Source organism: Modestobacter sp. Leaf380 (assembly GCF_001424485.1).
Classification (GTDB): domain Bacteria; phylum Actinomycetota; class Actinomycetes; order Mycobacteriales; family Geodermatophilaceae; genus Klenkia.
Genome location: NZ_LMQC01000022.1, coordinates 116,721 through 139,607, shown reverse-complemented (window position 1 = coordinate 139,607; position 22,887 = coordinate 116,721). Strand labels below are relative to the sequence as shown.

General features: G+C 72.8%; 21 protein-coding genes and 4 tRNA genes. 16 read left to right on the top strand and 9 right to left on the bottom strand.

Annotated features, from left to right (window positions below; translation table 11 throughout):
• Positions 1 to 75: 75 nt before the first annotated feature.
• From ASG41_RS19920 to ASG41_RS19900, 5 genes are all read left to right on the top strand, one after another.
• Positions 76 to 531: an SsgA family sporulation/cell division regulator gene (locus ASG41_RS19920; protein ID WP_056299456.1), complete on the top strand. Its 456-nt coding sequence runs from the start codon at positions 76 to 78 to the stop codon at positions 529 to 531.
• Between the two features lie 196 nt (positions 532 to 727).
• Positions 728 to 1,741, top strand: a complete 1,014-nt coding sequence (locus ASG41_RS19915) for a CapA family protein (RefSeq protein ID WP_056299453.1) — start codon at positions 728 to 730, stop codon at positions 1,739 to 1,741.
• An 84-nt stretch (positions 1,742 to 1,825) separates the two neighbouring features.
• A tRNA-Gly gene (locus ASG41_RS19910) sits at positions 1,826 to 1,897 on the top strand.
• 39 nt (positions 1,898 to 1,936) lie between these two features.
• Positions 1,937 to 2,007, top strand: a tRNA-Cys gene (locus ASG41_RS19905).
• Between the two features lie 52 nt (positions 2,008 to 2,059).
• Positions 2,060 to 2,131: transfer RNA gene (locus ASG41_RS19900), tRNA-Val, on the top strand.
• Positions 2,132 to 2,205: 74 nt separating this feature from the next.
• Here ASG41_RS19900 and coaE read toward each other — a convergent pair.
• The gene (gene coaE, locus ASG41_RS19895) at positions 2,206 to 2,799 is read right to left on the bottom strand and encodes a dephospho-CoA kinase (protein ID WP_056299824.1); all 594 of its coding nucleotides are present in this window, start codon (positions 2,797 to 2,799) and stop codon (positions 2,206 to 2,208) included.
• A 235-nt stretch (positions 2,800 to 3,034) separates the two neighbouring features.
• Between coaE and ASG41_RS19890 the strand changes: the two genes are divergently transcribed.
• On the top strand, positions 3,035 to 3,304 hold the full coding sequence (locus ASG41_RS19890) for a hypothetical protein (RefSeq protein WP_056299451.1): 270 nt from the start codon (positions 3,035 to 3,037) through the stop codon (positions 3,302 to 3,304).
• Between the two features lie 99 nt (positions 3,305 to 3,403).
• Here ASG41_RS19890 and ASG41_RS19885 read toward each other — a convergent pair whose 3' ends face one another.
• Positions 3,404 to 4,072, bottom strand: a complete 669-nt coding sequence (locus ASG41_RS19885; protein WP_157519558.1) for a hypothetical protein — start codon at positions 4,070 to 4,072, stop codon at positions 3,404 to 3,406.
• 35 nt (positions 4,073 to 4,107) lie between these two features.
• Complete coding sequence (rpsA, locus tag ASG41_RS19880) at positions 4,108 to 5,607, bottom strand: 30S ribosomal protein S1 (RefSeq protein WP_056299445.1); 1,500 nt, start codon at positions 5,605 to 5,607, stop codon at positions 4,108 to 4,110.
• 199 nt (positions 5,608 to 5,806) lie between these two features.
• On the opposite strand from rpsA, the gene ASG41_RS19875 reads away from it, so the two are divergent.
• A complete protein-coding gene (locus ASG41_RS19875; RefSeq protein ID WP_082557150.1) occupies positions 5,807 to 6,661 on the top strand; it encodes a class I SAM-dependent methyltransferase in 855 nt (284 codons plus the stop codon).
• 42 nt (positions 6,662 to 6,703) lie between these two features.
• Here the strand turns inward: ASG41_RS19875 and polA are convergent, their stop codons facing one another.
• Entirely contained in the window at positions 6,704 to 9,457 is a 2,754-nt protein-coding gene (gene polA, locus ASG41_RS19870) for a DNA polymerase I (RefSeq protein ID WP_056299440.1), read from the bottom strand.
• 94 nt (positions 9,458 to 9,551) lie between these two features.
• On the opposite strand from polA, the gene ASG41_RS19865 reads away from it, so the two are divergent.
• The 7 genes from ASG41_RS19865 (at position 9,552) to ASG41_RS19835 (ending at position 15,281) form a co-directional block, all read left to right on the top strand.
• Complete coding sequence (locus ASG41_RS19865) at positions 9,552 to 9,953, top strand: PaaI family thioesterase (protein ID WP_056299435.1); 402 nt, start codon at positions 9,552 to 9,554, stop codon at positions 9,951 to 9,953.
• Between the two features lie 373 nt (positions 9,954 to 10,326).
• Positions 10,327 to 11,574 carry a carboxypeptidase regulatory-like domain-containing protein gene (locus tag ASG41_RS19860; protein ID WP_056299431.1) on the top strand — a complete coding sequence of 416 codons (1,248 nt, stop codon included), beginning with the start codon at positions 10,327 to 10,329 and terminating at the stop codon, positions 11,572 to 11,574.
• A gap of 4 nt (positions 11,575 to 11,578) precedes the next feature.
• Positions 11,579 to 12,595, top strand: coding sequence for a branched-chain amino acid ABC transporter permease (locus ASG41_RS19855; RefSeq protein WP_056299427.1), 1,017 nt, complete (start codon positions 11,579 to 11,581; stop codon positions 12,593 to 12,595).
• Positions 12,585 to 13,631, top strand: a complete 1,047-nt coding sequence (locus ASG41_RS19850; RefSeq protein ID WP_056299424.1) for an ABC transporter ATP-binding protein — start codon at positions 12,585 to 12,587, stop codon at positions 13,629 to 13,631. The genes ASG41_RS19855 and ASG41_RS19850 overlap by 11 nt, the downstream gene beginning before the upstream one ends.
• A complete protein-coding gene (locus ASG41_RS19845) occupies positions 13,628 to 14,482 on the top strand; it encodes an ABC transporter ATP-binding protein (RefSeq protein WP_200939145.1) in 855 nt (284 codons plus the stop codon). Before ASG41_RS19850 ends, ASG41_RS19845 begins: the two co-directional genes overlap by 4 nt.
• 62 nt (positions 14,483 to 14,544) lie before the next feature.
• A complete protein-coding gene (locus ASG41_RS19840; RefSeq protein ID WP_056299422.1) occupies positions 14,545 to 14,859 on the top strand; it encodes a hypothetical protein in 315 nt (104 codons plus the stop codon).
• Positions 14,856 to 15,281 (top strand): hypothetical protein, encoded by a 426-nt coding sequence (locus ASG41_RS19835; protein ID WP_056299420.1) that lies wholly within the window; start codon positions 14,856 to 14,858, stop codon positions 15,279 to 15,281. The genes ASG41_RS19840 and ASG41_RS19835 overlap by 4 nt, the downstream gene beginning before the upstream one ends.
• 31 nt (positions 15,282 to 15,312) lie before the next feature.
• Here ASG41_RS19835 and ASG41_RS19830 read toward each other — a convergent pair whose 3' ends face one another.
• The 3 genes from ASG41_RS19830 to ASG41_RS19820 form a co-directional block, all read right to left on the bottom strand.
• Positions 15,313 to 16,179: a PaaX family transcriptional regulator C-terminal domain-containing protein gene (locus tag ASG41_RS19830; protein ID WP_056299417.1), complete on the bottom strand. Its 867-nt coding sequence runs from the start codon at positions 16,177 to 16,179 to the stop codon at positions 15,313 to 15,315.
• Between the two features lie 175 nt (positions 16,180 to 16,354).
• Positions 16,355 to 17,701, bottom strand: a complete 1,347-nt coding sequence (locus tag ASG41_RS19825; protein WP_235564940.1) for an ABC transporter substrate-binding protein — start codon at positions 17,699 to 17,701, stop codon at positions 16,355 to 16,357.
• A gap of 259 nt (positions 17,702 to 17,960) precedes the next feature.
• Positions 17,961 to 18,563, bottom strand: a complete 603-nt coding sequence (locus ASG41_RS19820; RefSeq protein WP_056299415.1) for an ANTAR domain-containing response regulator — start codon at positions 18,561 to 18,563, stop codon at positions 17,961 to 17,963.
• Between the two features lie 73 nt (positions 18,564 to 18,636).
• Here ASG41_RS19820 and ASG41_RS19815 point away from each other — a divergent pair.
• Positions 18,637 to 18,709, top strand: a tRNA-Leu gene (locus tag ASG41_RS19815).
• A gap of 73 nt (positions 18,710 to 18,782) precedes the next feature.
• Complete coding sequence (locus ASG41_RS19810) at positions 18,783 to 20,501, top strand: aminotransferase class V-fold PLP-dependent enzyme (protein WP_235564939.1); 1,719 nt, start codon at positions 18,783 to 18,785, stop codon at positions 20,499 to 20,501.
• On the opposite strand, the gene ASG41_RS19805 is transcribed toward ASG41_RS19810, so the two are convergent.
• Both ASG41_RS19805 and pyk read right to left on the bottom strand, forming a co-directional pair.
• Positions 20,490 to 21,356, bottom strand: a complete 867-nt coding sequence (locus tag ASG41_RS19805; RefSeq protein ID WP_056299412.1) for an acyl-CoA thioesterase II — start codon at positions 21,354 to 21,356, stop codon at positions 20,490 to 20,492. The genes ASG41_RS19810 and ASG41_RS19805 overlap by 12 nt on opposite strands.
• A complete protein-coding gene (gene pyk / locus ASG41_RS19800) occupies positions 21,353 to 22,768 on the bottom strand; it encodes a pyruvate kinase (protein ID WP_056299409.1) in 1,416 nt (471 codons plus the stop codon). Before pyk ends, ASG41_RS19805 begins: the two co-directional genes overlap by 4 nt.
• Positions 22,769 to 22,887: the final 119 nt, after the last annotated feature.

Here is a 22,887-nt window from a genome sequence, read left to right as displayed (position 1 = left end):
CGGACGGGTGAGGTGTGGCCCGTGACGACCGGGCCCGATCGCGTCACCTCCGGGTCGGTGGGTCGTTGACCTGGCATGGCGAGTCCCGCGCCGGGCTGCACGGCCCGCACCACGCTGCACCTGGTCGGCCCCTCGTCCTGGACCGAGGTCCCCGCGACGCTGCTGTACGACACCGCCGACCCGTTCGCGGTCCGGGTGCGCTTCGGTGGCCGGGTCGGGGCCCCCACCGGGGGCGCGGAGGACGGCGTCGAGTGGATGCTGGGCCGGGATCTGCTGCACGCGGGTCTGTCGCACCCCGCGGGTGCGGGCGACGTCCGGCTGTGGCCGGCACGCACCGCCGTCGACGTGCTGTTCTTGGAGCTGCGCGCACCCTCGGGCCACGCGCTGTTCGAGCTGTCCCGCAGTGCGGTGGCGGACTTCCTGCGGGAGACCGAGCGCCTGGTCCCCCGCGGCGCCGAGTCCGAGCTGCTGCGTGTGGACGGCGAGCTGCTGGCCCTGCTGCAGGGCGAGGGCCCCGACCCGGGTCGCTGACCCCGTCCGACCCCGCCCGACCCCGCCTGACCCCGTCCGACCCGCCTGACTCCGTGCGGTCGCCTCGGGACCGCCTGCCACCGGCCTGCTGACCGGCCGCGAGCGCGGGACGACGCTGCGGCAACGGCGCGCGCACGCGCCCGGACAGCCACCCAGGAGGCCGCGCGAGCCTCGGGCGGCTCGTAACGTCCGCAGCGTGGGACGACACGCGACACGCCCGACGACGCGCCGCCGGTGGCTGCCCGCCGCGACGACGGGTGCGGCCCTGCTGGTCGCCACCGCGGTCCTCGTCCCCGTGCTGGGCCAGGACGACCGCTCCGACGCCGCCGGGCCGGGGGCAGTGCCCGTGCCCGGATCGCCCGGGCTCACCCTGGCCATCGGCGGTGACGTGGCCTTCGCCGGCCGGACGCTGCCCCTGCTCACCGACCCGGCGGGCCCCTTCCCCGAGGCCGGCGCGACCCTGACCGACGCCGATCTGGCCCTGGCCGACCTCTCCACGCCCGTGGGGGCCGCCGGCGCGGCCGCCCTGGCCGCGGCCGGCGTGGACCTGGTCGCCGTCGTCGCCACCCCGGACGCCGCGACGGCAGCCGACACCCTGGACGCCCTCTCGGCGGCCGGGCTGCGCCCCGTGGGCGCGGGCCGGGACGGGACCGCGGCCGGCAGCCCGCAGCGGGTCGAGGTCGACGGCCAGGGCGTCACGGTCCTCGGGTTGAGCCTCGCGCCCGGGGCCACCGCCGCCGGCATCGGCGCCGGACTCGCCACGCCGACGCTCGCCGACGCGGTGCTCGCGGCCGTGGGCGTCGCCGACCGGCGGGGCGACGTGGTGCTCGTCCGTCTGTCCGGGAGCCCGGCCTGCGCGGCGGACACCCGGGAGCTCACCGACCGCCTGGTGTCGGCCGGGGCCGACGTGGTGCTGGGCGCCGGCGACGTCCCCGCCGGGGCGTGGTGGGCCAGCGGGGACCGCCGGGCGTGGGCCGCCCCCTCCCCCGGGCCCCTGCTGTCGGCTGACGAGTCCACCGCCCCACCCACCGGCCTGCTGCGGCTGGTGGTGCGGGAGGGGGCCGTCGTGGGGGCCGCCTTCGACCCTGCCTCCACCGACCCGTTCGGGCGCCTGGGGGGTGTGAGGCAGACCACGATCTCCCCGAACGGCCCCCAGACGCCCACCGAGGCCCGTTGCGACCCCGCGAACGGGCCGCGGACAGCCCCCTGACCTGCGGGTTCACCCTGAGGACACCCCCCGGTGACCCCCCGGTGCAACCCCCGTCCAGGGGTCGGTTAGTGTTGTCCTCGCACTGCGGACGTGGCTCAGTGGTAGAGCATCACCTTGCCAAGGTGAGGGTCGCGGGTTCGAATCCCGTCGTCCGCTCGGAACCGAGCGCTGGTCGGAAGACCAGCGCTCGTGTGCGGTGGAGTGGCCGAGAGGCGAGGCAACGGCCTGCAAAGCCGTCTACACGGGTTCAAATCCCGTCTCCACCTCGACGGCCCCCGGGCTCGCTCGAGGCGGGACAGGGACCGAGCACCACAGCACGGGCGATTGGCGCAGCGGTAGCGCGCTTCCCTGACACGGAAGAGGTCACTGGTTCGATCCCAGTATCGCCCACCGACCGAAGGCCCCGGAGCAGCCGCTCCGGGGCCTTCGTCGTGTCCAGGCCGTCGCCGTGTCGGCGCTGCCGGTCAGCGCGTCGACGGGACCCGCTCGTCCCAGAACCGGGCGACCTGCACCGCCAGCTGCTGCTCGTCCCCGTCGTTGGACAGCACCACGTCGGCCACCGCGGCCCGTTCCTCGTCGGTCGCCTGGCTGGCGATACGCGCCCGGGCATCAGCCTCGGACAGCCCCCGCCCGAGCAGTCGCCGGACCCGGGTCTCGACATCGGTCGCGACGACCAGCACGAGGTCGTAGGACCCCGCCTGTCCGGTCTCCACCAGCAGCGGCACGTCCTGGACCACCACGGCGTCCGCCGGGGCCGCAGCGACCAGTTCAGCGGCCCGAGCCCGCACCAGGGGGTGCACGATCCCGTCCAGGCGCGCACGCTCCCCCGCGTCACCGAAGACCACCGCCGCCAGCGCCGGGCGGTCCAGCGCGCCCTCCGCGGTCAGGACGTCCGCCCCGAACGCCTCCACCACCGCAGCCAGGCCCGAGGTCCCCGGCTCCACCACCTCGCGGGCAATCGAGTCGGCGTCCACCAGGACGGCCCCCCGTTCCACGAGGAGCCGGGCCACCGTGGACTTCCCGGAGCCGATCCCGCCGGTCAACCCGATCCGCAGCATGCCCCGACCCTGGCACACCCGTGCACCTGCCGCCGCGACTGCGGGGGCAGACCCCCGGGCCGTGTCCGCCCCCGGAATCCAGCGCCGCCAGGTCACGAACAGGTGTCGATGACCGGGGCGCACCTGTCACACCGGCGCGTCGCACGAGTCCCACCCGTCACAGGACTTAACTTCAGCACCGGCACCTCGACCTCCCCCGACCGCGAGGGCGCCGACGCAGAGAGGTGGGCACGACATGTCCCGACACACGACCGCCGAGGCGTCCTCGGCCGCCGTCCGGCGCCGCGGGCCCGGCCGTCACCGGCTCGACGCCCCCAGCGGGGTGCGGTGCTCGGAGCTGCCCGCCGTCCGGGCACGGCTGGAGGGCCTCACGCCCCGCAGCTCTGCCGCGACCTTCTTCCGCTCGCTGTTCCCCTCGGTGCCCTCGGGCCGCCACACCTGGGACTTCCTGACCAACGCCGGCGGGCGACCCCGCTCGGCGTTCGCCATCATCCTCAGCCTCTGACCGGTCCGTCCGCCCCACGTGGGCGGACGGCGCGCCTGCGCCGATGACGACCCCGAGGGCCCTGCGGCCCCCGGGGTCCTGGTGCTGTCCCGGCTCGGCTCAGCCGGTCGCCGCTGCGGACCCGTCCGCCGGATCGCCGGCGGCGATCGCCACCGCGGCCAGCGTCTGCAGGGCCCCCTGGGTGCCCGGGGCGTCCAGCAGACCGGGCAGCAGGGTCAACGCGTAGGTGCGCTCGGCGACGGTCGCGACCAGCGTGGTGTCCGCCGGACCGCTGAGCAGCACCGCGTCGGCGCCGGGCACGACGGCGGGATCCGCCCGCACGCCCTGCTGCTCCTGGTTGGCCACCAGCACCTCGACACGCTCGGCGGCCGCCGCGGGACCGTCGTACACGAAGACGGTCACCTCCAGCAGCGGGTCGCTGGCACCCGCGGTGTCCGTGGCCGGCGCGACCCCGTACCCGCAGGTGATGCGGGCGGTCCGGCCGATGTCGGGCTGCGGCTCCCCGACCACGTACGTGGTCGTCCCCGGCAGCCGGACGCCGAGGCCGTCGGCCACCTGCCCCACCGTCAGCAGCTGCGCGCACGCCCCGGGGACGACGAAGACCGGGGCCGGCGTGGTGGTCGCCGTCGTGGGTGCCGGGGTGGTGCTCGTGGTGGCCGCTGCGGGCGGTGCCCCGCCCCCGGGGAGCGCGCACCCCGCGAGGCCCAGCAGACCCACCAGCCCCACGCACGACAGTGCGCCGCCCACCCGGTGGGGTGGACGGCGCACGGTCATGCGATCAGCAGGCGATCGGCCTCAGCGGGTCACTCGCCGCCGGCGAGCTTGGCCCGCAGCGCGGCCAGTGCCTCGTCGGAGGCCAGCGTGCCGCCACCGGAGGAGGAACTGGTGCTGGCAGCCGGGCCCGAGGAGGACTCCGACGACGCCGGGGCGTCGCTGGAGTAGCTGCCACCGGCAGCCGCCTCGGCGTCGGCCTCGCGGGCCGCCGTGATCTGCTTCTGGTGCGCCTCGAACCGGGCCTGGGCCTCGGCGTACTGACGCTCCCACTCCTCGCGCTGGGTGTCGAAGCCCTCGCGCCACTCGCCGGTGTCGGAGTCGAAGCCCTCGGGGTACACGTAGTTCCCCTGCTCGTCGTACGACGCGGCCATGCCGTAGGCGGCCGGGTCGAACTGGTCGTCCTCGGCGATGACGCCCTCGTTGGCCTGCTTCAGCGACAGCGAGATGCGACGACGGTCGAGGTCGATGTCGATGACCTTGACGAGGATCTCGTCGCCGACCTGCGCGACCTGCTCCGGGATCTCGACGTGGCGCTCGGCCAGCTCGGAGATGTGCACCAGGCCCTCGATGCCCTCGTCGACGCGCACGAACGCACCGAAGGGGACGAGCTTGGTGACCTTGCCGGGCACGACCTGCCCGATCTGGTGGGTCCGGGCGAACTGACGCCACGGGTCCTCCTGCGTCGCCTTCAGCGACAGGGAGACCCGCTCACGGTCCAGGTCGACGTCGAGGACCTCGACGGTGACCTCCTGGCCCACCTCGACGACCTCGGACGGGTGGTCGATGTGCTTCCAGGACAGCTCGGAGACGTGCACCAGGCCGTCGACGCCACCGAGGTCCACGAAGGCACCGAAGTTGACGATCGAGGAGACCTGACCCGTGCGGACCTGGCCCTTGGCGAGCTTGTTGAGGAACTCGCTGCGCACCTCGGACTGGGTCTGCTCCAGCCACTGGCGGCGGGACAGGACCACGTTGTTGCGGTTCTTGTCCAGCTCGATGATCTTGGCCTCGAGCTCGCGGCCCACGTAGGGCTGCAGGTCGCGGACGCGACGCATCTCCACCAGTGAGGCGGGGAGGAACCCGCGCAGGCCGATGTCGAGGATCAGGCCGCCCTTGACGACCTCGATGACGGTGCCGGTGACGACCTCGTCGGCTTCCTTCTTGGCCTCGATCGTGCCCCAGGCGCGCTCGTACTGTGCGCGCTTCTTGGACAGGATCAGACGGCCTTCCTTGTCCTCCTTCTGGAGGACGAGGGCTTCCACCTCGTCGCCGACGCTGACGACCTCGTTGGGGTCGACGTCGTGCTTGATGGACAGCTCACGCGAGGGGATGACGCCCTCGGTCTTGTAGCCGATGTCCAGCAGCACCTCGTCGCGGTCGACCTTGACGATGATGCCTTCGACGATGTCGCCGTCGTTGAAGTACTTGATCGTCTGGTCGATGGCGGCGAGGAAGTCCTCAGCGGTGCCGATGTCGTTGATCGCGACCTGAGGGGTGGTGCTGTCGGGACGGACCTGGGTGGAGGTCATGTGGTCGAGTGCTCCGGACGGGGGGTGTGGAGGGACAGGGACGATCCCGGCCGCGTGGCCGGGGAGTTCCGCGGGAGTGGTCGGGCGTGCGGCCCGGGGAGGGGCGGCGCACCACAGACCCCTGGCGCTCCCACCATCCTACGTACCCGCTCCGAGGCGGTCCACCAAGGGTCGGGCCCCTGCGTGCCACCATGCGCGGATGCCCCCCGCCGGCCCTCCGCAGCAGCCGCTCCCGCTGGCCTCCGACGGCTACCCGCTGGCCGGCGGCGTGGAGCGGCGCGACGTCGACGAGGCCACGTCGGTGCGCGCCAACCGCGGCTGGTGGGACGCCGCCGCCCCGGCCTACCTGGCCGAGCACGGCGCCGACCTGGGCGACAGCGACTTCCTCTGGTGCCCGGAGGGCCTGCGCGAGTCGGAGGCACAGCTGCTCGGCGACGTCGCCGGACGCCGGGTGCTGGAGGTCGGCTGCGGGTCCGCGCCGTGCGCGCGCTGGCTGGTCGCCGCCGGAGCAGAGGTCGTGGCCCTCGACCTGTCCGCCGGGATGCTGGCGCGGGCCCGTGAGCTGGCGGTCAGCACCGGCCTCGCGCCGACCCTGGTGCAGGCCGACGTGGGGGCCCTGCCGCTCCTCGGCGCCAGCGTCGACCTGGCCTGCTCGGCGTTCGGCGGTCTGCCGTTCGTGGCCGACGCGCGGGGCGCCCTGGCCGAGGTGCGCCGGGTGCTCCGCCCGGGGGGCCGGTTCGTGGCATCGGTGAACCACCCGCTGCGCTGGCCCTTCCCCGACTCCCCCGACCCGGCCGACCTGACGGTCGTGGGCTCCTACTTCGACCGGACGCCGTACGTGGAGACCGACGGCGAGGACACCGTCGTCTACGTCGAGCACCACCGGACGGTCGGCGACTGGGTCCGCGACGTCGTCGCCGCCGGGTTCGTGCTCACCGACCTGCTGGAGCCCGAGTGGACGCCGGGGCGCACCGAGACCTGGGGCCAGTGGTCGGCGGCCCGGGGAGCGCTGGTCCCCGGGACGCTCGTGCTCGTCTGCGACGTCCCCACCTGACCCTCAGGTCGAGGGTCAGGTCGAGGGTCTGCTCGTGGCCCGTCAGTGGGCGGCAGCGTCCCAGCTCTGGCCGACGCCGACCGACACGTCGAGGGCCACCGACAGCTCCGCAGCTCCGGCCATCTCGGCCCGGACCAGCTCCTCGAGCTGCTCCCGCTCACCGGGTGCGACCTCCAGGACGAGCTCGTCGTGCACCTGCAGCACCATCCGGGAGGACAGCCCGCGCTCGGCGATGGCGTGCTCGACCCGCAGCATCGCCACCTTGATGACGTCGGCCGCCGACCCCTGGATCGGGGCGTTGAGCGCCATCCGCTCGGCCATGTCCCGGCGCTGCTTGTTGTCGCTGGTCAGGTCGGGCAGGTAGCGGCGGCGACCCATGGTGGTCTCGGTGTACCCGGTCTGCCGGGCGTCCTCGACGACCCCGTCCAGGTAGTCCCGGATGCCGCCGAAGCGCTCGAAGTAGGCGTTCATCTGCACCCGGGCCTCCTCGGGCGTGATCTTCAGCTGCCCAGAGAGCCCGTAGGCGCTCAACCCGTAGGCCAGGCCGTAGCTCATCGCCTTGATCCGGCGGCGCATCTCGGGGTCGACCTGCTCGATCGGGATGTCGAAGGCCCGCGCGGCGACGAAGGTGTGCAGGTCCTCCCCCGACGTGAACGCCTCGATGAGCCCGGCGTCCTCGGAGAGGTGGGCCATGATCCGCATCTCGATCTGGCTGTAGTCCGCGGTCATCAGGGACTCGTGGCCGGCGCCGACGACGAACGCCTGCCGGATCCGGCGGCCCTCGGCGCTGCGGATCGGGATGTTCTGGAGGTTCGGGTCGGTGGAGGACAGCCGCCCGGTCGCCGCGATCGTCTGCTGGAACGTCGTGTGGATGCGCCCGGCGTCGTCGACCATCGGGATCAGGCCGTCGATGACCGTCCGCAGCCGGGTGACGTCGCGGTGTCGCAGCAGCGCCTCCAGGAAAGGGTGCGGCGCGGCTGCCTGCAGTGACTGCAGTGCATCGGCGTCGGTGGTGTAGCCGGTCTTGTTCTTCTTGGTCTTGGGCAGACCGAGCTGGTCGAACAGCACCGCCTGCAGCTGCTTCGGGGAACCCAGGTTGATCTCCTGGCCGCCGATGGCCTCGTAGGCGTCGGCCGCGGCCTCGGCGACGGCGGCGGCGAACTCCGACTGCAGGTCGTGGAGCAGGTCCAGGTCTGCGGCGATGCCGCGCTGCTCCATCCGCGCCAGCACCCGGGTCAGCGGGAGCTCCAGCCCGCCCAGCAGTCGGTCCCCGCCACGCTGGCCGAGCACCTGCTCGAGGGCGTCGGAGAGGTCGTTGACCGCGACGGCCTTGCGGGCGTCGGCGACGGCGGCCTCGCGGGCCACGTCGTCCTCGCCGGGACCCATGCCCTCCAGGCTCAGCTGCTGCTCGGCCGGCGCGGCCTCGGTCAGCTCGCGGCGCAGGTAGCGCACCGCGAGGTCGCCCAGGTCGAAGGACCGCTGCCCCGGCAGCGCCAGGTAGGCCGCCAGGGCGGTGTCGCTGACCTCGCCGGCCAGGTCCCAGCCCCGGGCCCAGACGGCCAGCAGCGGGCCCTTGACCTCGTGCACGACCTTGGTGGCCGAGGCGTCGGACAGCCAGGCGGCCAGCGACTGCTCGTCGGCGACGTCGAGGTCGGGGCCCAGGTCGACGAAGACGGTGTGGTCGTCGGCGGCAGCCAGCGCGATGCCGGTGAGCTCGCCGGTGCCCCGCCCCCAGGTACCGCGGAAGACGATGCCGGTGTGCCCGGTACGGGTGTGCGCGTCCAGCCACTCCCCCAGACCACCGGGCACCAGGTCGTCGACGGTGACGTCGATGCCGCCGTCCACCTCGGGCTCGGCGCTGGTGAGGGTGGCGAAGAGCCGGTCGCGGAGCACCCGGAACTGCAGGTTGTCGAAGAGCGTGTGCACCTCGGCCCGGTCCCAGGGCTGCACGGCCAGGTCGGTGGGGTGCAGCTCGAGTGCGACCGCGCGGTCCAGCTCGGTGAGCCGGCGGTTCTGCATCACCGAGGACAGGTGCTCGCGCAGCTTCTCCCCGACTTTGCCCTTGACGGTGTCCACCTGGTCGACGAGCGCGTCCAGCGAGCCGTACTCCCGCACCCACTTGGCCGCGGTCTTCTCCCCGACGCTGGGGATGCCGGGCAGGTTGTCCGAGGGGTCGCCGCGCAGTGCGGCGAAGTCCGGGTACTGCGTGGGGGTGAGGCCGTACTTCTCCTCGACCGCCTCCGGGGTGAAGCGGGTGAGGTCGGAGACGCCCTTGCGGGGGTAGAGCACCGTCACGTGCTCGTTGACCAGCTGCAGGGCGTCCCGGTCGCCGGTGCAGATGAGCACGTCCATGCCGGACTCGACGGCCTGCACGGTCAAGGTGGCGATGACGTCGTCGGCCTCGAAGCCCTCGGCGGTCAGCACCGGCACGTGCAGGGCCGCCAGCACCTCCTGGATCAGGCTGACCTGGCCCCGGAAGTCGGTCGGGCTCTCGCTCCGGTTGGCCTTGTACCCGGCGAAGATCTCGCTGCGGAACGTCTTGCGGCCGACGTCGAAGGCGACCGCCAGGTGACTGGGCGCCTCGTCGCGCAGGACGTTGATCAGCATCGAGGTGAACCCGTACACGGCGTTCGTGGGCTGCCCGGTGGTGGTCGAGAAGTTCTCCACCGGCAGCGCGAAGAAGGCCCGGTAGGCCAGCGAGTGGCCGTCGAGCAGCAGCAACCGGGGCCGCGGCTGCGAGCCGTCGGGGGTGCTGTCGGTGGGCTGGGACGCGAGGGCGGAGACCGGAGCGGACATCGGGTCCGATCCTAGGGCGGGGGTACGACGGTCCCCAGTCCCCGGCGACGGCGCGGACACCGGGCCTGCGTGGCGCGGTGGCTACCGTGCCGACGTGAGCACACCGCGCCCGGACTGGGCCCCCGCCGAGCTGACCGGTCTGGACGCCAAGCTGGGCATCGTCATCACCGACTTCGACCCCGACCGGATGGTGGCCACCATGCCGGTGGCCGGCAACGAGCAGCCCTTCGGCCTGCTGCACGGCGGGGCGACCTGCGCCCTGGTCGAGTCGGTCGGCTCGTGGGCCGCGGCCCTGCACGCGGGACCGGGACGACAGGTCGTCGGGATCGAGCTGAACGCCTCCTACCTGCGCGCGGCCACCGAGGGCGTCGTCACCGCCGTCTGCACACCGGTTCGTCGCGGCCGCACGCTGGCCACCTTCCTGGTCGAGGTCAGCGACGACCAGGGCCGCCCGACGGCGAGCGCCCGACTGACCTGCCTCGTGAAGACCCCATGAGGCGCCGCACACGCCCCTGACGTGCACGGGGAGACCCAGGTCACCTCTGAGCTCGTCCGTTTCGCCCCGACTGCGACCGGGCTCTCAGCGGGCTCCCCGGGTCGCGGTTGGGTCACGGACCGTCCCGGAGGACCCAGAACCGCAACAACCGTGGGTTACTGTCCGCGCCGTTCAACCAACGGCGGCCTGCTGTCCACCTGGCGAACCCAGGGGTCGGGCTGCCCCACCAGACGGCCCAGGAGGTCGAGTGACGCACGCACCCCACCGTGCCCTCGTGCACGGTGACCGGACGGGCCCGCCGGGCGCGTCCCGGACCGGACCACGCCCGCACCGGACGTCCTCCGGCAGGTGGTCGAGCGCCCGACGTCCCCTGGTGCTGGCGCTGCTGCTGGCCTCGTTCGCGATGGTCTTCGCGGCGCTGCTGCCCAGCGGCACGGCCCAGGCCGCCGGCGAGCAGGTCCGCGGCACGCTGACCACCGGATCGACCGGCCCCATCGCCGGTGTCGAGGTCACGGTCACCACGGCCGGCGGCGACGAGGTGGACTCCGTCGAGACCGACGACGCCGGCCGCTTCGCCATCGACCTCCCCGACGGCGCCGGCGACTACACCGTCACCATCGACGAGGACGCCCTCCCCGAGGGCGTCACGGCCGGGGACGGCGCCTCCCGTGACGTCACGGTCGAGGAGAACCGCCGCCTCCCCGTCACCTTCGCCCTCACCGACGGGGAGGAGCGCGGCAGCGGCCGCATCCTCGCCGTCCAGCTCTTCGTCGACGGCCTCCGCTTCGGCCTGCTGATCGCGCTGGCCGCGGTCGGTCTGTCGCTGATCTTCGGCACCACCGGGCTGACCAACTTCGCGCACGGCGAGCTTGTCACCATCGGCGCCGTCGTCGCCTTCTTCATCAACGCCACCGGGGTCCCGCTCGTCGCCGCGGCGGTGGTCGCGGTCCTCGTCGGTGCCGCGGTCGGCGCGCTGAACGAGCTCGCGCTCTGGCGGCCGCTGCGCAAGCGCGGCACCGGCCTGGTCGCAGCGCTGGTGGTCTCCATCGGGCTCTCGCTGGCCCTGCGCTACCTGATCCAGACGGTCTACGGCGGGCGTTCCAACGCCTACACCGACTACCAGTCCCAGCGCGCCCGGGACTTCGGTGCGTTCGCGATCACCGACCGCGACCTCTACAGCATCGTGATCGCGCTGGTCGTCCTCGTCGGTGTCGCGCTCATGCTGCAGCGCTCGCGGATCGGCAAGGCCATGCGTGCCGTCGCCGACAACCGCGACCTGGCGGCCTCCTCCGGCATCGACGTCAACCGGGTCATCCTGGTCGTGTGGATGGCCGGTGGCGCCCTCGCAGCCCTGGGCGGCGTGCTCCTGGGCCTGTCGGACCAGGTGCAGTGGGACATGGGCTTCCGCCTGCTCCTGCTGATGTTCGCCGGGGTCACCCTGGGCGGTCTGGGCACCGCCTACGGCGCCCTGCTCGGCAGCGTGATCGTCGGTGTGTTCATCCAGATGTCGACGCTGGTCATCCCCAACGACATGAAGTACGTCGGCGGACTGCTCCTGCTCATCGTCATCCTCATCGTGCGGCCCCAGGGCATCCTGGGCAGCCGGGCCAGGATCGGTTGATCTCATGAACGAGTTCCTCGACGCCCTCTCCCTCGGCGTGCGGTCGATGTTCGCCTACCAGGCGGTCTTCTTCGCGCTGCTCGCCATGGGCCTGAACCTGCACTTCGGGTACACCGGCCTGCTCAACTTCGGCCAGATCGCCTTCGCGATGGTCGGCGGCTTCGGCATCGCCATCTCGGTCACCCAGTGGGGCCTGCCGTTCTTCGTCGGCGTCCTCATCGGGCTGGTCGCCGCCGTCGTGCTGGCCCTGCTCCTGGGCCTGCCCACGCTGCGCCTGCGGGCGGACTACCTGGCGATCGTGACGATCGCCGCGGCCGAGGCGCTCAGGCTGCTCTTCCGGTCGGTGTCCTCCACCCCGGTCACCGGTGGCACCCAGGGCATCTCGGCGTTCAACACCGGCTTCCTGGACCTGTCCCCGTGGTCGCCCGCCGGCCGCTACGACATCCTCGGCACCCGCTGGAGCGGCGTGGAGCTGTGGACGGTCACCGTCGGCTGGACGCTGGTGGTGCTCGGCTCGCTGCTCATCTTCGCCCTGATGCGCAGCCCGTGGGGCCGCGTGCTCAAGGCCATCCGCGAGGACGAGGACGCCGCCCGCGCGCTGGGCAAGAACGTCTACTCCTACAAGATGCAGTCCCTGGTCCTGGGCGGCGTCTTCGGTGCACTCGGCGGCATGGTCTACGCGCTGGGCACCGGTTCCGTGCAGCCCGACCAGTACCAGAACGCCAACACGTTCCTGGCCTACGGGGCGCTCATCCTCGGTGGTGCGGCCCGCGTGCTCGGCCCCGTGGTCGGCGCCATGCTGCTGTGGTTCATCATCGCGTTCTCCGACAGCGGCCTGTCGGCCCTGATCGGCAACGGGGTCTCGTTCTTCGGCCTCTTCCAGCTCGACGACGTGTTCGACGCCACCGACGTCGCCTTCGCCCGGTTCATCATCATCGGGATCGGCATCATGCTCCTGATGATCTTCCGGCCGCAGGGCATCTTCGGTGATCGACGAGAGGTTCTGCTCGATGCCCGCTGACCCGCAGCCCACCGGCGCCCACGCGGCGTCCAGCACCCCCACCGCCACCTCCACCGGCACGGCGCCGGCCGGCCGGGCCGCTCCGGCCCGGCTGGCCCAGGCGGCCCTCAGGGACCTCCCCTGGGAGGTCGGCGTCGCCAAGCCCGACCCGGCCCTGGTCGTCGACGGCGTCACCCGCACCTTCGGTGGACTCACCGCCGTCTCGGTGGACCACCTGGAGATCCAGCGCGGTGGCATCACCGGGCTGATCGGGCCCAACGGTGCCGGCAAGACCACGCTGTTCAACCTGCTCACCGGGTTCGACCAGCCCAACACCGGCACCTGGACCTTCGACGGCAAGTCCCTGGGCCGGCTGTCCCCGCACCAGGTCGCCCGACTCGGCGTGGTGCGCACCTTCCAGCTGACCAAGGCGCTGTCCCGGCTCACCGTGCTGCAGAACATGCTGCTGGGTGCGCAGGGCCAGGCCGGTGAGTCCTTCCTCAAGGCGCTGGTCCCCGGGACCTGGCGCTCGCAGGAGAGGGCGAACACCGAGAAGGCCATGGACCTGCTCCAGCGGTTCAAGCTCGACGCCAAGAAGGACGAGTTCGCCGGCGTGCTCTCCGGTGGCCAGCGCAAGCTGCTGGAGATGGCCCGGGCCCTGATGAGCGACCCCAAGGTCGTCATGCTCGACGAGCCGATGGCCGGGGTGAACCCGGCGCTGACCCAGTCCCTGCTGGGCCACGTCAAGGACCTCCGTGAGGAGGGCATGACCGTCGTCTTCGTCGAGCACGACATGGACGTCGTCCGCGACATCAGCGACTGGGTCGTCGTCATGGCCGCCGGCAAGGTCATCGCCGAGGGCCCGCCGGAGTCCATCAGCCAGAACAAGGACGTGGTCGACGCCTATCTCGGCGCCCACCACGACGCGCCGCTGACCAACGAGGAGGAGGACCGCGTCCTCGCCGAGGCGGAGGCGGCCATCGCCCGCGAGGAGGGCGTGCCCGGCGGGTCCGGCCGGGCCGAGACGATCACCAGCGACGGGACGGAGAAGCGATGAGCGAGCCGCTGTTCGAGGTCGACGAGACCGGCGAGGACCTCACCCGCGCCGACACCGCGTCCTCGGCCGCCGAGCTGTCCCCGGCCGAGAAGGCCGCCACTCGCGAGGAGCACCTCAAGCTCGCGGAGGGCGCCCTGGTCCGGGCCGACGACCTGGTCGCCGGTTACGTGCCGGGGGTCAACATCCTGCGGGGCTGCGACTTCTACCTGCAGGACGGCGAGCTGGTCGGCATCATCGGCCCCAACGGGGCCGGGAAGTCGACGCTGCTGAAGACCCTCTTCGGGCTCATCCCGGTCCGCTCGGGTGCGGTGACGCTGCGCGGGGAGACCATCACCTCGGCCCCGGCGCACAAGCTGGTGCAGCTGGGCGTCGGGTACGTGCCGCAGAACAACAACGTGTTCCCCGCGCTGACCATCGAGGAGAACATGCAGATGGGCGTGTACCTGCGCCCGAAGACGTTCAAGGACCGCTTCGACTACGTCATCGACCTGTTCCCGCTGCTCGGTGAGCGGCGCAAGGGCAAGGCCGGGTCGCTGTCGGGCGGCGAGCGGCAGATGGTGGCGATGGGCCGGGCGCTGATGATGGACCCGTCGGTGCTGTTGCTCGACGAGCCCTCGGCCGGTCTGTCCCCCGCCTACCAGGACGAGGTGTTCATCCGCTGCCGGCGGATCAACGCCACCGGCGTCTCGATCATCATGGTCGAGCAGAACGCCCGCCGGTGCCTGCAGATCTGCGACCGCGGCTACGTGCTCGACCAGGGCCGCAACGCCTACACCGACACCGGCAAGTCGCTGATGAACGACCCCAAGGTCATCGAGCTCTACCTGGGGACGTTGGCCAAGGCCCAGTAGGGAACACGACACCAGCCGGCCGTCCCCGTGCGGGGCGGCCGGCGTCGTGCTGTCCTGGGCTGGTGACCCGCGAGCAGCTGCTGGCCCGCTACCGGGAGCTCGTGCTCGACCGGCTCCCCGCCCGAGCAAGGGCCGAGCGCTGGGTCGTGACCTCCGACCACTGCTTCGGCCGGATCGTGCTCGACCACGCAGTGGGTGCCCGCTGGTACGACGTGCTGGACCGGCGCCGCTCCCCTGCCTTCACCCAGCTCGACGACACCGGGCTGGCCACCGCCGTGGCGCTGGCCGAACGCATCGACGACGAGGGCGACCCGCTGCTGCGCGAGCTGGACCGGCAGAGCCTGGCCTGGCGCGGGAAGCCGGCCAAGGGCCGGTGACCGCCCTCGCCGTCACCCACCTGGTGCTCGTGGCCGCCTACGCCGGCTTCCAGTGGACCGTCCGGGTGCTCGTCTACCCCCAGTTCGCCGGGGTCGGTGCGGGGTTCGCGGCCTACGAGCGGGCGCACCAGCAGCGCGTCACCCGGGTGGTCGGGCCGCTGTTCGCCGGTCAGGGCGTGACGACGGTCTGGCTGCTGGTGCTGGCCCTGCGCGGCGCCGTCCCGGCCGGACCCGTCCTGGCCGGCGCCGGCTGCCTCGCGGTCGTGCTCGGGGTGACCGCGCTGGCCGCGGTCCCGCTGCACCGGGTGCTGGACTCCGGTTGGGACGCCGGGGCCCACCGCCGGTTGCTGCGCGTGGACACCGTCCGGGTGGTCGCAGCCACGGCGGGCGTCCTCGCGGCCGGGTGGCTCGTCCTGGGCTGAGGCCGCCGGACCCGGTGGGGACCCCCGGGGCTCAGGTGGTGCGGCTGCCTGCCAGCTCGTCCCAGGCGGCCGCGGCACGCGGTGCCCAGGTGGCGTGCCGCTCACGGAACACCTGGGCGGCCCGGTTGCCGCTCCAGCGCGGCGGCAGCAGCTCACGCGGCAGGCCCGGGTCCAGCAGCGGGAACCGCCGCCACTCCTGGACCAACCTCACCTGGGCGACGAGCGCCTGGCGGTCGGTGCGCGGCCGCCGCGACCCCACCAGCTCCAGGAAGTCCTCGTACCGGCCCTCGATGGCGTCCAGGTCCCAGGCGCTGCGCACCAGGGACCTCTCGTCGCCGACCTGTCCGGCCCTGGCCACGAAGGACCAGCTGCCCTCGGTCAGCCCCAGCTCCGACAGCACCCGGGCGACCTCGGCCTCCCGGTCGGGGCGTGGGCTGACCCAGACGCCGGGGCTCGAGGCGCCGAGCCCGGCCCAGCCGAGCCGGGTCCGCAGCCGCTGTCGCAGCGCCCGGGCGTTCTCCGGCACAGACACCGTGACCACCAACCAGCTGCCGTCCCAGGGCCGCTCCGCCGAGGCGGAGCCGTACACGCGCTCGGTGCCCTCCTCCAGCAGGCGGGTGCCCGCCTCCGTGAGGTCCCACCGCGTCTCCCGACCGATGCGGCGTCCGACGGTCCAGCCGTCGTCCGCGGTGCGCATGAGCGCCTGCCGGGCGGCCTTCTCGGCCACGTCGAGGTCGGCCAGCAGCTCGAGGAGCGTCGAGGTCCAGACGGGCTCACGGCGCGGGAGCACGAACTCCCCCAGCACGGTCAGCAGGAGGCTGCGTGCGCTGGCGGCGCCCAGCTCCTGACGGCGGCTCAGCGAGGGCCCCTCCAGGTCGGTCACGGGGGCTGCGGTCACCGGCCCATCGTCCCACCCGCACCCCGGCCGGACGGCCCTCCCCGGGCGTGAGCGCGGGCACGCGCCCGGCCGCCCCGGAGCCCACACGCAGGACGGCCCGGCTCCCCTCTGGGGAACCGGGCCGTCCGTGGTGCGGGAGTGCGTCGCTCAGGTGCTCGAGATCAGGTGCTCGAGATCAGCGCGCCGGGCCGATGCCCTGGGCGTTGAGCTCCTGGATGATGCGAGCCGACTCGTCGAAGCCGATCACGACGATGGCGTCGGGGGCGAAGTCCACCATCGACTGGACCTCGGAGTCGTAGGACGACGCCGTGGGGTCGTAGGTGATCTGCATGATGTCGTCCTCGGCCAGACCGCCGTCGACCAGGTTCGCGGTCACGTTGGTGGCCAGGCCCGTGCCGTAGGCGTCGTTGAGGTTCAGGATGCCGACGGTCGTGTTGCCGTCACCGACGACCAGGTCCGCCAGCGGGACCGACTGCAGCACGTCCGCCGGAGCGGTGCGGAAGTACAGGCCGTTGTCGTTGTAGGCGGTGAACTGGTCGGAGGTGTTCGCCGGGGAGAACATGACGACACCGGCCGCGGTGATCTTGTCGATGACCGTGAGGCTGACCGAGGACGAGGCCGCGCCGATGATGGCGTTGGCACCGGCCTGCAGGAGGCGGTCGACCGTGGTGTTGGCGGTGTCGGTCGACGTGTCGCCCGAGTCGCCCTCCACCAGCGCGACGGGGGCGCCCAGGACGCCACCGCCCTCGTTGATCTCCTGGACGGCGAGCTGCACACCGGCGACCTCGGGCGGGCCGAGGAAGGCCAGCGAACCGGTCAGCGGGAGCAGGGTGCCGATGGTCAGCGGGTCACCGGTGGTGCCGGCCGGGGCGATCGGCAGGGTGTCGTCGCCGGCCGCCTGCGAGTCGTCGCCGGCGATCTGGAACTCGGTGAGCGAGTCGTCGATCGCGTTGTCCTCGCCGAACTGCAGCAGACCGAAGCTGGCGACGGAGGGCTCACCGGCCTCGGTGAAGTCCAGCGGGCCGGACGGGCCGTCGTAGTCGACGTTCCCGCCGGCGGACAGGATGGCCAGGCAGGAGGCGAAGTCCGAGCAGGCCTCCCCACCGGTGGTCAGGCCGTTGATGTAGGGGGCGAACACCGTGGCGTCGCTGGAGCCGGCGGCCACGGCGGCCAGGGCGCTCAGCATGACGGCGTCGTAGGACTCACCCGCGTAGTTGTAGGTGCCACCGAGGTCCGGGTTCAGCGCGTCCAGACGCGACTTGAAGTCACCGGACAGGTCGGTCAGCGGGGTGGTGCCCTTCATGCCGGCCAGGGCGCCGCCGTCGGTGAACTGGTCACCCAGAGCCGAACCCATGTTGCCGTCGGAGCCGTAGATGTTGGTGACGGCTTCCTCGCTGCCCCCGGTGCTGCCGCTGCCGCTGCCCGACGTGTCCTCGTCGCCGCCGCCGCCACAGGCGGAGGCAGCGATCAGGACGACGCCGGAGACGGCCACGGCGCGGGCGAACTTGCCAGTGCGCTTCACAGTGACTCCCAGTCGTGGTGGTTCATCGCTCCGCAGGATGCGGACCGGGGCAACCCGGAACCGACCTGCCAGTGCGAGGAACCTAGCCGTGGTGCGCACCGCCACAGGGGCCCTGAGGCGCACCGTGATGGGGTTGTGACCTGAGACGCCACCGATCGTGACACCCGGGACACGCCGAAACACGACCGTCACCCGGGACGACCCGGAGCGGCCCGGAGCGACCCGGGCCGGCTGACCGTCGACCGGGGGCAGCGGAGACTCAGGCGGTCGGGGTCTCTGCCGGGCCCGCGTCGCCGGACAGCACGACCTGGGCGAGGGCCTTCATGGAGGTGCGCTCGTTCATCGCGGTCCGCTGGATCCAGCGGAAGGCCTCGGCCTCGGTGATCCCGCGGTCGGCCATCAGCTTGCCCTTGGCCTGCTCGACGACCTTCCGGGCCTCCAGCCGCTCCTTGAGGTCACCCACCTCGGCGTCCAGGGCCGTCATCTCGACGAAGCGCGCCCGGGCCACCTCGATGGCAGGGACCAGGTCGGCCTTGGAGAAGGGCTTGACCAGGTAGGCCATGGCGCCCGCGTCGCGGGCCCGCTCGACCAGCTCGCGCTGACTGAAGGCGGTCAGCACGATGACCGGGGCGATCCGCGACGCAGCGATCTGCTCGGCGGCCGACAGGCCGTCCAGGACCGGCATCTGCACGTCGAGCACCACGAGGTCCGGACGGAGCTCACGGGCCTGGTCGACGGCGGCCTGACCGTCCCCGACCTCGCCGACGACCAGGTAACCCTCCTCCTCCAGCATCTCCTTGAGGTCGAGGCGGATCAGTGCCTCGTCCTCGGCGATGAGGACCCGGGTTGGCTCGTTGCTCACCCGTCCACCCTATCGAGCCCACCGGGGCACGTGCTCACCCCGACGGGCACCGCGCCGTAGGCTGCCGGTCGGGGCCCCCGTACCCCAATGGCAGAGGGAGCGGATTCAAAACCCGCACAGTGTCCGTTCGAATCGGACCGGGGGCACACAGGAGCACCCCGTGGCCGTCCGCCGGGGTGGGGCGCGGTGGTCGCACGCCGGGCGGCATAGGTTCGTGGGGTGACCGGCCACATGACCCCCGAGCAGTTCCGCGCGCACGGCCACGAGGTCGTGGACTGGATCGCCGACCACCTCGGCCGGGTCGAGTCGCTGCCGGTGCGCTCGCAGGTCTCCCCCGGTGACGTCGCGGCCCTGCTGCCCGACGCCGCACCCGAGGCCGGCGAGCCCTTCGCCGCCGTGCTCGCCGACCTGGACCGGGTCGTCGTCCCCGGGCTGACGCAGTGGCAGCACCCCGGCTTCTACGCCTACTTCCCGGCCAACACCTCCGGGCCCTCCGTGCTCGGGGACCTGGTCAGCTCCGCGCTGGGCGTGCAGGGCATGTCCTGGGTGACCAGCCCGGCGGCCACCGAGCTCGAGCAGCAGGTGATGGACTGGTTCGTCGACCTGCTCGGACTGCCCGCCACCTACAGGCACGACAGCACCGGTGGCGGCGTGGTGCAGGACTCCAGCTCCGGGGCCAACCTCGTCGCGCTGCTCGCGGCCCTGCACCGGGCCACCGGCGGGGGCACGGTGCGCGGCGGGGTCTCCCCCGGCGAGATGACCGTCTACGTCTCGGCGCAGACCCACTCCAGCATGGAGAAGGCCGCCCGGATCGCCGGCCTGGGCACTGACACCGTCCGCATCGTCGAGGTCGACGGCGACCTGGCCATGCGCCCGCAGGCACTGGCCGCCCGCATCGACCGGGACGTCGCCCGCGGGTTCACCCCGGTGCTCGTCTGCGCCACGGTCGGGACGACGTCCACCGGTGCCTTCGACCCGCTGGCCGAGATCGGGCCGATCTGCCGGGACCGCGGGGTCTGGTTGCACGTGGACGCCGCCTGGGCCGGGGCGGCTGCGGTCGCCCCGGAGCTGCGCCACCTGCAGGAGGGCGTCGAGTGGGCAGACAGCTACACCACCGACGCGCACAAGTGGCTGCTGACCGGCTTCGACGCCACGTTGTTCTTCACCGCCGACCGGGCCTCGCTCACCGGCGCCCTGGCGATCCTGCCGGAGTACCTGCGCAACGCCGCCACCGAGAGCGGCGCGGTCGTGGACTACCGGGACTGGCAGATCGAGCTGGGCCGGCGCTTCCGGGCGCTCAAGCTGTGGTTCGTGGTCCGCTGGTACGGCGCCGAGGGGCTGCGCGAGCACGTCCGCGGACACGTCGCCCTGGCCCAGGAACTGGCCGCCTGGGTGGGCGCCGACGAACGGTTCGACGTCGTCGCCCCGCACCCGCTCTCCCTCGTCGTCCTCAAGCCCCGGTGGCCGTACGGCGTCGACGGCGACGTCGCCACCATGACGCTGCTGGACCGGCTCTCCGACGGCGGAGAGGTGTACCTGACGCACACCACGGTATCCGGCGAGGTGGTGCTGCGGGTGGCCATCGGCTCCCCCGCCACCGAGCGTCGGCACGTCGAGCGGTTGTGGACCCTGCTGCGCGAGGGCCACGACTGGCTGGCCAACGACTTCGCCGAGGCAGCGGCGGCGAAGAAGGCCGCTGAGCGAGAAGCCCGCGACACCGCCGAGCGCCAGGCCGCTGAGCGGGAAGCCGCGATCGCGCAGGAGGCCGAGGTGGCCCGGGCAGCCGCCGAGGCGGTGCAGCCCGAGCCCGTGGAGTTCCAGACCGTGGCCGAGGTCGAGCAGGTGGACGGCACCACCGCCGCACCCGTCGACGCCGACGTCCCGGCCGAGGGCACCGTCACCGCCCCGGACGAGGAGTCCTCCCGCTCAGCCGAGTGAGCGGATGAGGCCCTCCTGGGCGACGGTCGCCACGTGCGTGCCGTCGGCGGCCCAGATCTGGCCCAGGTTCATCGCCCGGCCCGACGCCGCGGCCGGGCTGTCGGTCTCGTAGAGGAACCAGCCGTCGGCGCGCAGGGGGCGGTGGAACCAGACGGCGTGGTCCAGCGAGGCGCCCACGTGGTCCCCGCCCCAACCGCCGCCGATCCGGGCCAGCCCGGCCGACAGCAGGGTGAGGTCGGAGACGAAGGTCAGCGCGGCGGCGTGCACTCCCGGGTCGTCGGGCAGCCGGCCGGTGACCCGGAACCAGGTGTGGCTCTGGGTGTGCGGCGGGGTCTTGGGGGCCGGGTCGAACGGGTCCTCGAGGAAGCGCTGCTCGACGACGCCGGCGAACGCCCGGGCCCCGGTGGCGCGGCCCGGGTGGGCGGCGCTGACCTCGTCGATGCCCGGCAGCGTCTCGGCGCCCGGCACCTGCGGCATCGGCAGCGAGTGCTCCACCACCGGGGCCTCCCCCGCGGTGAAGTCCGCGGTCAGCGCGAACACCGCGACGTCCTCGCCCTTGCGGGTCTGGCGCCCCACCACCCGGCGGGTCGAGAAGGACCGCCCCTCACGGATGCGGTCCACCTCGTAGCGGATCTCCTCGTGCGGGTCACCGGGCCGCAGGAAGTAGGAGTGCAACGAGTGCACCCCCCGGTCCGCCGGGACCGTCCTGGTGGCTGCCATGAGGGCCTGGGCCGCGACCTGACCGCCGAACACCCGCTGCAGTGGGGTGCTCGGCGTCCGGCCCACGTACAGGTCCGGGGACCGCTCCTCGAGGTCGAGGACCTCGAGGAGCGCAGCCGCCGGGGACTCAGTCACGCATGCTGACCGATCTCGTGGACCCGGACCAGGTTCGTCGAACCCTGGATGTTCGGCGGGGAACCGGCCACGACGACCACCCGGTCGCCCTCCTTGAGCCGGCCGATCGACAGCAGCGAGAAGTCGACCTGCCCGACCATGTCGTCGGTGTGCCCGACCTCGGGGACCAGGAACGTCTCCACGCCCCACGACAGCGCCATCCGGCTGCGGACCCGGGGGTCGGTGGTGAAGGCCAGGATCGGCAGGCGGGTGTGCAGGGCCGCCAGGCGGCGGACGGTGTCACCGGTCATGGTGAACGCGGCCAGCGCGTCGACGTCCAGGGCCTCGCCGACCTCGCGGGCGGCCTTGACGATGGCGCCCGAGCGGGACCGGGACTGGCGCACCAGGGCCGGCACGCGGACCTCGTCGGTCTCGACGGCGTCGATGATGCGCTCCATCGTGCGCACCGCGCCGATGGGGAACTTCCCGACCGAGGTCTCCCCGGACAGCATGACCGCGTCGGCGCCGTCGAGCACCGCGTTGGCGACGTCGGAGGCCTCGGCCCGCGTGGGTCGCGAGTTGTTGATCATCGACTCGAGCATCTGGGTGGCGACGATGACCGGCTTGTTGCGCTCACGGGCGGCCTGCACGGCGCGCTTCTGGACCAGCGGGACCTGCTCCAGCGGCAGCTCCACACCCAGGTCGCCGCGGGCGACCATGATGCCGTCGAAGGCCTCCACGATCGCCTCGAGGTTCTCGACGGCCTCGGGCTTCTCCAGCTTGGCGATGACCGGGAGGTCGACGTCGACCTGGCGCATGATCTCGCGCACCAGCTCGACGTCCTCGGCGCGGCGCACGAAGGACAGCGCGATGAAGTCGACCCCGAGGCCCAGGGCGAACCGGAGGTCCTCCTCGTCCTTCTCGCTCATCGCCGGGACGCTCACGGCGACCCCGGGCAGCGACAGGCCCTTGTTGTTGGACACGACGCCGCCCTCGAGGACGAGGCACCACACGTCGGGCCCGTCGACCTCGACCACGGTGAGGGACAGGTTGCCGTCGTCGACGAGCAGCCGGTCACCGACACGGACGTCGTTGGCGAGGTTCTTGTAGGTGGTGCCGACCCGCTCGGCCGTGCCCATCACGTCCTCGACGGTGATGCACACGCGGGAGCCGGTGGCCCAGGTGACCGGCCCGTCCGCGAAGCGCCCGAGGCGGATCTTGGGGCCCTGGAGGTCGGCCAGGACGGCGACGGCACGGCCCACGGCGTCCGAGGCCTGCCGGACGAGGTGGTAGTTGCGCTCGTGGTCGGCGTGCTCGCCGTGGCTGAAGTTCAGCCGGGCGACGTCCATGCCGGACTCGACGAGGGCGGTGATCTGCTCGGCGGTGCCCACGGCGGGGCCCAGGGTGCAGACGATCTTGGCGCGACGGGACATGGTGCACAACCTAGCCGGTCAGGGAGGCGGTCCAGGACCAACCCCACATGGGAGCACACGCGTCCCACCGGTGTTCCAGGGGGACGTCTAGGACGTCCACCTGGCCCGGCCCACCGACG

Bases quoted from the DNA above. Each gene is read 5' to 3' on its own strand.
- ASG41_RS19920 (WP_056299456.1), top strand. From the start codon at position 76: ATGGCGAGTCCCGCGCCGGGCTGCACGGCCCGCACCACGCTGCACCTG.
- coaE (WP_056299824.1), bottom strand. From the start codon at position 2,799: ATGCTGCGGATCGGGTTGACCGGCGGGATCGGCTCCGGGAAGTCCACG.
- ASG41_RS19890 (WP_056299451.1), top strand. From the start codon at position 3,035: ATGTCCCGACACACGACCGCCGAGGCGTCCTCGGCCGCCGTCCGGCGC.
- rpsA (WP_056299445.1), bottom strand. From the start codon at position 5,607: ATGACCTCCACCCAGGTCCGTCCCGACAGCACCACCCCTCAGGTCGCG.
- ASG41_RS19875 (WP_082557150.1), top strand. From the start codon at position 5,807: ATGCCCCCCGCCGGCCCTCCGCAGCAGCCGCTCCCGCTGGCCTCCGAC.
- polA (WP_056299440.1), bottom strand. From the start codon at position 9,457: ATGTCCGCTCCGGTCTCCGCCCTCGCGTCCCAGCCCACCGACAGCACC.
- ASG41_RS19855 (WP_056299427.1), top strand. From the start codon at position 11,579: ATGAACGAGTTCCTCGACGCCCTCTCCCTCGGCGTGCGGTCGATGTTC.
- ASG41_RS19850 (WP_056299424.1), top strand. From the start codon at position 12,585: ATGCCCGCTGACCCGCAGCCCACCGGCGCCCACGCGGCGTCCAGCACC.
- ASG41_RS19845 (WP_200939145.1), top strand. From the start codon at position 13,628: ATGAGCGAGCCGCTGTTCGAGGTCGACGAGACCGGCGAGGACCTCACC.
- pyk (WP_056299409.1), bottom strand. From the start codon at position 22,768: ATGTCCCGTCGCGCCAAGATCGTCTGCACCCTGGGCCCCGCCGTGGGC.